This window comes from Ideonella sp. P3_A4 (assembly GCF_056403075.1).
In genome coordinates this window covers 1-7,331 of record NZ_JBFUGE010000304.1, presented here as the reverse complement: position 1 = coordinate 7,331, position 7,331 = coordinate 1, and the positions used below count along the sequence as shown (strand labels likewise).

Genomic DNA, 7,331 nt, shown 5'->3' with positions numbered 1-7,331 from the left:
GCGCTGAAGCTGGTCGACCAGCGTGGCCAGGTTGCCGACGGCGACGTGCAGGCTCTGCGCACGGCAGGCTTCGACGACGAAGCGATCGTCGAGATCCTGGCCCACGTCGCGCTGAACCTGTTCACCAACTACGTGAACGTGGCCTTCGCGGTGCCGGTCGATTTCCCGGCGGTGCCGCTGCGCCGCGCGGCGCGTTGATCAGCCTTTCTCGAGTGGTGCCAGCGGCTCGAACGCCGCCGGCTGCTTGAGCTTCCAGGCCGTGATCGCCTTCTCCATTTCGCCGATGTCGAAGATCGCGCTTTGCAGCAGCGTCATCTGCGACAAGGCTTCGGCGGTGCCGTGGTCACGCGCCTGGTTCAACGCCAGCTTGCTGCCGGCGATCGCCAGCGGGCTCTTGGCGGCGATTTGCGCGGCCAGTTCTTGTGCATGGGCGATCAACGCGCCTTCGTCCGGCAGCACGGCGTTGACCAGGCCGATGGCCAAAGCCCGCTCGGCGTTGACCCGCTCGCCGGTGTAGGCCATCTGACGCGCCACGCCCTGCGGCACGATCTTCGGCAGTCGTTGCAGCGAGCCGAGGTCGGCCACCATGCCGATGTGGATCTCTTGCACCGTGAAGAACGCTTCGGCGGTGCACAAGCGGATGTCGCAGGCAGCCGCCAGATCCAGCGCACCACCGATGCACCCGCCCTGGACCGCGCAGATGACCGGGAAGCGCGCCTCATCGATCGCGTCGAAGCAGGCCATCAGGCGGCGCAGCCCAGTCTGGAAGGCCTGCCGCTTGCGCGAGGTCGACAGGTCGAGCATCGGCATGTTGGCGCCGGCGAACACGTCCAGCGCCATGCCGGCCGAGAAATGCTTGCCGGTCGAGGCGATCACCAGCACGCGGGTCTGGCCGGCGTCGTCGAGCGCACGGACGGCGTCGCGAAGGGCCGGGAAGAAGCCCGGGTCCATCGTGTTCATCCGCTCGGGCCGGTTCAGTGTCAGCCGGGCGATGCCGCTGGCGCTGTCGAGCTGCAGGTCGAAATAGGTAGAGGGAGTGGTCATGGTGGCCTCGCGACGACTGGAATCGCGCAAGGCTAACCGCTTCCACTCCCTCGTCGACATCACCTGGGGGACATCTGTTCCCCCGCACTCCCAAGGTGATGACCCACTGCGACCTCAGAACGTGACGATCATGCAGCGGTCGTCGAGGATGCCGAGCTTGCCGTTGGCGCCGTTGACGTGCCACATCGGCTGGATCGTGTGGCTGCCGGGCGGCACCGAGATCACGGCGACGGTGCTGCGCGAGGCCCAGAACTGCGTGTTGTTGGCCAGGTTCTGCGGGCCGGCATAAAACGGCGAGCCGCCGTCGACCGAGAAGGCCAGGCGCAGCTCGGCATCGGCATCCACGCCGGCATCGGCCGTGAAGGTGATGTAGGCCTGCTTGGCGGCGCCGGTGGTGTTGTTCAGCACCTTGCTGATGCCGGTCACGGCGACCCAGCCGTTTTCGGGGTGGGCCGAGATGACGTTACCGCCACCGCTGCCGTCGACGCTGCAGGCGCTGCGGGTGGTCTGGGCGGCTTGCGCGCCGGCGGCGGCCAGGGTCAGGGCCAGGGCGGAGATGAGTTGGGTGTTCATGGGGTTACCTCTCTGAAAAACGAAGTAGAAGGATCGGGTGGACTGGCCTTGGGGCGGTCATTCGATCGATCTCCGTCAGCCAGTGAAGGCACTGTAGAAATCGCTCCGTTAGGATGCCGTTATGAGTGCCGAGACAACGTCTTCGTCGCTTGGCCAGGCAGCGGTTGAGCCTGGCACCGGAGCGGCGCAGTTGCTGCTGGCCTCCGCTTCTCCCGGTTTCAAACGCGACGGCGATCTGCGCCCGCTGGCCGCGCGCGACGCCTTGATGCTGTGCTGGCTGGCGCTCGAAGGCCCGACCCCGCGCGAGAAGCTGGCCCAGCTGCTGTGGCCGGACAGCGAGCCGGCCGCGGCGCGCAATACGCTGCGCCAGCGCCTGTTCCAGCTGAAGCGTCAACTCGGTGTCGAGCTGGTCGAGGGCCAGGCCGTGCTCGCGCTGGCCGCTGGGCTGACCCACGACCTGGTCGATGCCGAAGAGCTGCTGGGCGGGCTCGATGCCGGCGCCGCCGGGCAGCTGGCTGAGTGGTTGGCGCTGCAGCGCGAGCAGCGCCGCCAGCGCATGCGGCTGGCGCTCGTCGAGCTGTGCGAGATGGCCGAGCGCGCCCACGACTGGGCCGGTGCGTTGGCGCATGCGAACGAGCTGCTGGCACTGGAGCCGCTGTCCGAAGAGGCGCATCGGCGGGTGATGCGGTTGCACTACCTGGCCGGCGACCGGGCTGCGGCGCTGCTCGCGTTCGACCGCTGCGAACAGGTGCTGAAGGACGAGGTCGGCGCGCAGCCTGGCGCCGAGACGCGGCAACTGCTGGCGACGATCGAGGCGGCAGGGGCGGATGCACGACCGACCGCGTCCGGCGGTGCTGCCTTGCCAGCCAGCGTGCTGCGACCGCCGCGCCTGGTGGGCCGTGCTGCCGTGCTCGACGCGCTGCTGCAAGGCTGGGACCTCGGCCAGGTGGTGCTGGTCGAAGGTGAGGGTGGCCTGGGCAAGAGCCGCCTCATGCAGACGCTGGCGCAGGCGCGGCCCGGCACGGTGCTGGTGGCAGCACGGCCTGGTGACGCGGGCGTACCGCTGGCTTCGCTGACCCGCTGGCTTGACGCACTGCACCGCCACGACGAGCAGGCCGCCGATCGGCTCGATGCGGCGCAACGGCGTGAGCTGGCCAAGCTGCTGCCTGCGATCGCGGCGGGCCCGGTGGCCGCGCCGCGCGGCGGCCATGAGCAAGCATTGCCCGAAGCGCTGGACGCGTTATGGCGCGCGCAGGCGCCAGGCTTTGCCGGCCTGCTGGTCGACGATTTGCAGTGGGCCGACGAGGCCAGCCTCGACTGGCTGCGTGACTGGATCCTGCGCAGCCCGGTGGCCACTGCCGATGCGCCGGCCCCGCGCTGGGCACTGGCCAGCCGTCCGGCTGTCGAGGGCAGCACATTGGCCGCATTGCGGCAGGAGTTGATCGCCCAGGCCCGCCTGCGGCCGTTGCCGCTGGTGCCGCTGGACGATGCGGCGCTGGCCGAGCTGGTCGACTCGCTGGAGCTGCCGGGCCTGAGCGGCGCGGCCGCCGGCGCAGCGTTGCGCCAGCACACCGGCGGCAACCCGCTGTTCCTGCTCGAGACGCTGAAGCAGGCCTGGGCCGAGCAGCGCCTGGCCGGTGACGTGGCGGACTGGCTGCGCGCGCGGCCGTCGAACGTGCGCGCGCTGATCGGCGAGCGGCTCGGGCAACTGCCGGCAGGTGCGCTGGCGCTGGCGCGAGTGGCCAGCGTGGCGGGCGCTGACTTCGGCGTCGAGCTGGCGGCCGCGGTGCTGGGCCGGCCGGTGATGGACCTGACCGACGACTGGCAGGCACTCGAAGCCGCGCAGGTGCTGAGCGACGAGGCCTTTGCGCACGACCTGGTGTTCGAGGCGGTGCGCGATGGTGTGCCGGCGCCGATCGCGCGTCACCTGCATGCGCGGATCGCCGGCTATCTGGAAACCGAAGCGACGCGGTCGGTGGCGCCGGCTCGGGTGGCTGATCACTGGCAGGCCGCCGGCCAGCCCTTGCGTGCGCTGCCGTGGCTGGGCCAGGCGGCCGATGCGGCCTGGCAGTGCGCGCGCCGCCACGAGCAACTGGGCTTCCTGCTGCGGCGAGCCGACATCCTGGCGAACGCCGGCGAGCAGGAAGAAGCCTTTGCCGCGGTGCTTGGCGCGACCGATCTGCACCTGGGCATCGACTACGACATCGCCGATGGCCACGCGCTGTGCGACAGGCTGGACCGGTTGGCCGCGAGCGCGGCACAGCGGCTCGAGGCTGCCTTGATGCGCATCCACCTGCTTGGCCACCGCGGCGATGTCGACCGGCTGGCCGAGCGCGCCGAGGCCTGCGTGGCCGAGGCCGAGCGCCTGGGCGACGAACGCCTGCTGGCCCAGGCGCGCAGCGAACTGGGCATGGTGCGGGTGATGGCCGACCAGCCGCAGGATGCCGTGCAGCCTTTGCGTCAGGCGACCGAATGGCTGCTGCAGCATGGCAGTCCGGCCGAGTGCTCCGAATCGGCCGGCAGCCTGGCGGTGGCGCTGGACAACTGCGGCCGGCTCGACGAGGCGATGCCGTGGCACGAGCGGTCGATCGCGTTCGCCGAAGAGATCGGCGACTGGTCGCAGGTGATGAGCGGGCTGTCGAACCTGGCCTGCAACCGCATCGACCGTGGCGACCTGCGCAATGCCGGCCAGTCGGTGCAGCGGGCGCTGGACCTTGGCGCGCAGCACGACTGGATCGGCGCGCAGCTCGGCACTTCTTTAGCGTTGCAGGGGCTGTGCGAGCTGGGCCTGGGCCACTACGCCGGCGCGCTGGCGGCGTTGGATGAAGCCGAGCGGGTGATGACGCGCGAGCAGCCGGTGTTGCTGACGGTGGTCGAAGGTCACCGCGCGGCCTGCTGGTGGCRACTGGGCCAGGCCGCGCGTGCTCAGCAGGCCCTGCAGAAAGTCGGAGCGGGCGACGACACGCCGCTGGTGGCGCGTGTGCGGCGTCTGCTGGTGCTGTCGCGGCTGGCGCGCGAGCGTAGCGGCGGGCAGGTCGAAGCGGTCGAGCTACTGAAGCAAGCGCTGACCTTGCTGGCCGACGGCAGACGGCCGGACCTGTACTGGCCGCTGGTCATCGAACAGGCGAAGGACCTGCCGGCGGCAGACGCCTTGTCGCGGCTGGACGAAGCGCTGCAAGCGACCGAGCGGCTCGGCCACGGCGGCGCCCGTTTGGCAGCGCTGGTGCGACTGACCGAACGCGCCAGTGAGGTGGACACGGTGCTCGCAGTCGCCTGCGCGCGCGAGGCCTTGGGCCAGGCCGATCAGCTGTCCGCCGCCACGCTGTACCCGGCCGAGCTGTGGTGGCAGGTAGCGCGGGCGCTGCAATCGGCCGGCGCACAAGACGAGGCGAATGCTGTCGTACGGCAGGCTGTCGGCTGGGTTCATGACACCGTGCAGCAACAGGTGCCCGAGTCGTTCCGACGCGGTTTCATCGAACGCAACCCTGTCAACCTCGGGTTGCTCGCCTGGGCTGCGCGACTAGACTCCACCTGATGCACACCCTCGTACAAACCCAAGACGGCCTCGCGTTGCATGTGCGCCGCTGGAGCCCGGTGCCGCCGGCGCGTGGTCAGGTCCTGATCGTCCATGGCCTGGGCGAGCATGGTGGGCGCTATGCCCATGTGGCCGCCGATCTGCAGGGTCAGGGTTGGGACGTGACCGCGTACGACCAGCGCGGCCACGGCCATTCGGCCGGTGCGCAGGGTGACATCGCCACGGCCGACAGCTTGCTCGCGGACCTGGCACGGGTGGTCGACGCCATGCGCGCGCAACTGTCGGGGCCGCTGGTGCTGTTGGGGCACAGCCTGGGCGGCTTGGTAGCGGCGCGCTTCGTTGCCGAAAGCCTGATGGCACAGCCGGCAGGTTGGTCACGCCCGCTCGATGCGTTGGTGTTGTCGTCGCCGGCGTTGGACCCGGGCATGAACGCGGTGCAGAAGGCGCTGCTGGCGGTGGTGCCGAAGGTGCTGCCGCACCTGCGCGTCAACAACGGGTTGAAGCCTGAGTGGATCTGCCGTGATCCGGCGGTGGTCAAGGCCTATGTCGACGACCCGCTGGTGCACGACCGCATCAGCGGCTTGCTGGGCCAGTTCATCGCCGGCGCTGGGCCGGTGGTGCAGGACGTGGCCGAGCGCTGGGCGCTGCCGACGCTGCTGATGTGGGCCGGCGCTGACCGCTGCGTGCGGCCCGAGGGTTCGGCCCGTTTCGCCGCCGCCGTGCCGCAGGCAGTGGTGACCACGCGCGAATGGCCCGGCTTCTCGCACGAGATCTTCAACGAGCCCGAAAAGGCCAAAGTGCTTGCGGAGCTGAGCCGCTGGCTGGACCAGCGATTTCCGCGGCCCGCCTGAGCTCAACGCTCGTCCAGGCCGACCAGCCCTTCGCGGATGGCCCAGCGCACCAGCGCCGGCACATCGGCCAGCTCCAGCTTGGCCATCAAGCGGCTGCGGTAGGTGTCCACCGTCTTGGGCGACAGGTGCAACTGCTCGCCGATGGTCGTGCTCGACGCGCCGCGCGCCACCATCACCAGCACCTGGCGCTCGCGCGGTGACAGCGACTGGGCGCCGCTGCCGCCTTCGGTCAGGCCACGCAGGGCCAGCTCGGCCTCGCTGTGTCCCAGGTAGCGCCGACCTTGCGACACGGCCTGGACGGCTTCGAGCAGCTCGATGCTGGGAGACCCTTTCAGCACATAGCCCAACGCGCCCAGGCGCAGTGCCTCGGCCACGTGACGCGGTTGGCTGGACATGCTCAGCACGATGACGCGTGCATCCATCTTGCGCCGCTGCAACTCTTCGAGCAGCTCGAACCCCGAACGCTCGCCCAGGCTCAGGTCGAGCAGCACGATGTCGGGCTTCAGGCGCGCCAGGTCGGCCAGCGCAGGTGTCGGCTCGGCGGCTTCGCCGACCACCGTGTGGCCGCTGCCCTCCAGTACCGCGCGCAGGCCGTCGCGCACCAGCGCGTGGTCGTCGATCAGGTAGAGCCTGGTCATCGGTGCGCTCTAGGAGGCATGGGACACCCCGCCGTCGATGGAAAGCACTCGCCCTTCGCGCTCATTCGATTCTCTCCAACGCAGGTGAACCGTCGTGCCCTGACCCGGGGCGGACTGAATGTCGAGCACGGCGCCAATGGCGAGTGCGCGCTCGCGCATACCAACCATGCCGAGGTGACCCGGTGCTGCCAACGCGCCGCCGATCGGCATGCCGCAGCCGTCGTCGCTGACCGCCAGCGTGAGCCCGGTCTTGTCGCCGGTCAGCTGGACGCGGATCGTCGCCGGGCGTGCATGGCGCAGTGCATTCTGGACCGCCTCGCGGGCAATCATGAAGGCGGCGTATTCGGCCTCGGGTGTCCAGCGCAAACCTTGTAGCCCTGGCGCCACGTCCAGCTGCAGTTCGACGCCGTCGGTCAGCGTGGCGCGCTGGCGCAGCTCGTTGTCGAGCGCCGCGGCGAGCCCCAGTTCATCGAGCAGCGGTGGCCGAAGGTCGATGAGGACCTGGCGAACCTGGCGGTTGGCTTCGGTGATCAAGCCATCGAGTCTTTTCATCAGGCCGTTCGGCGCCGTGTCGGCGCGGACGTTGCACGCGTCGTAGATCAGCCGCATGGCGGCGAGAGTCTGGCCCAGCTCGTCGTGCAGGGCCTGGGCGAGGCTGCGCGTCGTCTGCTTTTCCTGTTCGAGCAGGCG

Annotated in this window: 7 protein-coding genes; 3 read left to right on the top strand and 4 right to left on the bottom strand. The window is 69.9% G+C overall.

Going from position 1 to position 7,331, the window contains the following annotated elements; all coding sequences use genetic code 11:
• A partial coding sequence (locus AC1DYI_RS22135; RefSeq protein WP_477206294.1) for a carboxymuconolactone decarboxylase family protein occupies positions 1 to 198 on the top strand: 198 nt, incomplete at its 5' end.
• On the opposite strand, the gene AC1DYI_RS22130 is transcribed toward AC1DYI_RS22135, so the two are convergent.
• Together AC1DYI_RS22130 and AC1DYI_RS22125 are read right to left on the bottom strand one after the other, a co-directional pair.
• A complete protein-coding gene (locus AC1DYI_RS22130; protein ID WP_477206293.1) occupies positions 199 to 1,044 on the bottom strand; it encodes an enoyl-CoA hydratase-related protein in 846 nt (281 codons plus the stop codon). It lies immediately after the preceding gene.
• 114 nt (positions 1,045 to 1,158) lie between these two features.
• Positions 1,159 to 1,617: a hypothetical protein gene (locus AC1DYI_RS22125; protein WP_477206292.1), complete on the bottom strand. Its 459-nt coding sequence runs from the start codon at positions 1,615 to 1,617 to the stop codon at positions 1,159 to 1,161.
• A gap of 121 nt (positions 1,618 to 1,738) precedes the next feature.
• Here AC1DYI_RS22125 and AC1DYI_RS22120 point away from each other — a divergent pair, with 121 nt between their 5' ends.
• Positions 1,739 to 5,152 (top strand): ATP-binding protein, encoded by a 3,414-nt coding sequence (locus tag AC1DYI_RS22120; RefSeq protein ID WP_477206291.1) that lies wholly within the window; start codon positions 1,739 to 1,741, stop codon positions 5,150 to 5,152.
• Complete coding sequence (locus AC1DYI_RS22115) at positions 5,152 to 6,003, top strand: lysophospholipase (RefSeq protein WP_477206290.1); 852 nt, start codon at positions 5,152 to 5,154, stop codon at positions 6,001 to 6,003. The genes AC1DYI_RS22120 and AC1DYI_RS22115 overlap by 1 nt, the downstream gene beginning before the upstream one ends.
• A 2-nt stretch (positions 6,004 to 6,005) precedes the next feature.
• Here the strand turns inward: AC1DYI_RS22115 and AC1DYI_RS22110 are convergent, their stop codons facing one another.
• Together AC1DYI_RS22110 and AC1DYI_RS22105 are read right to left on the bottom strand one after the other, a co-directional pair.
• Positions 6,006 to 6,641: a response regulator gene (locus tag AC1DYI_RS22110; RefSeq protein ID WP_477206289.1), complete on the bottom strand. Its 636-nt coding sequence runs from the start codon at positions 6,639 to 6,641 to the stop codon at positions 6,006 to 6,008.
• A gap of 9 nt (positions 6,642 to 6,650) precedes the next feature.
• On the bottom strand, positions 6,651 to 7,331 hold a 681-nt coding region (locus AC1DYI_RS22105; RefSeq protein ID WP_477206288.1), incomplete at its 5' end, for a sensor histidine kinase.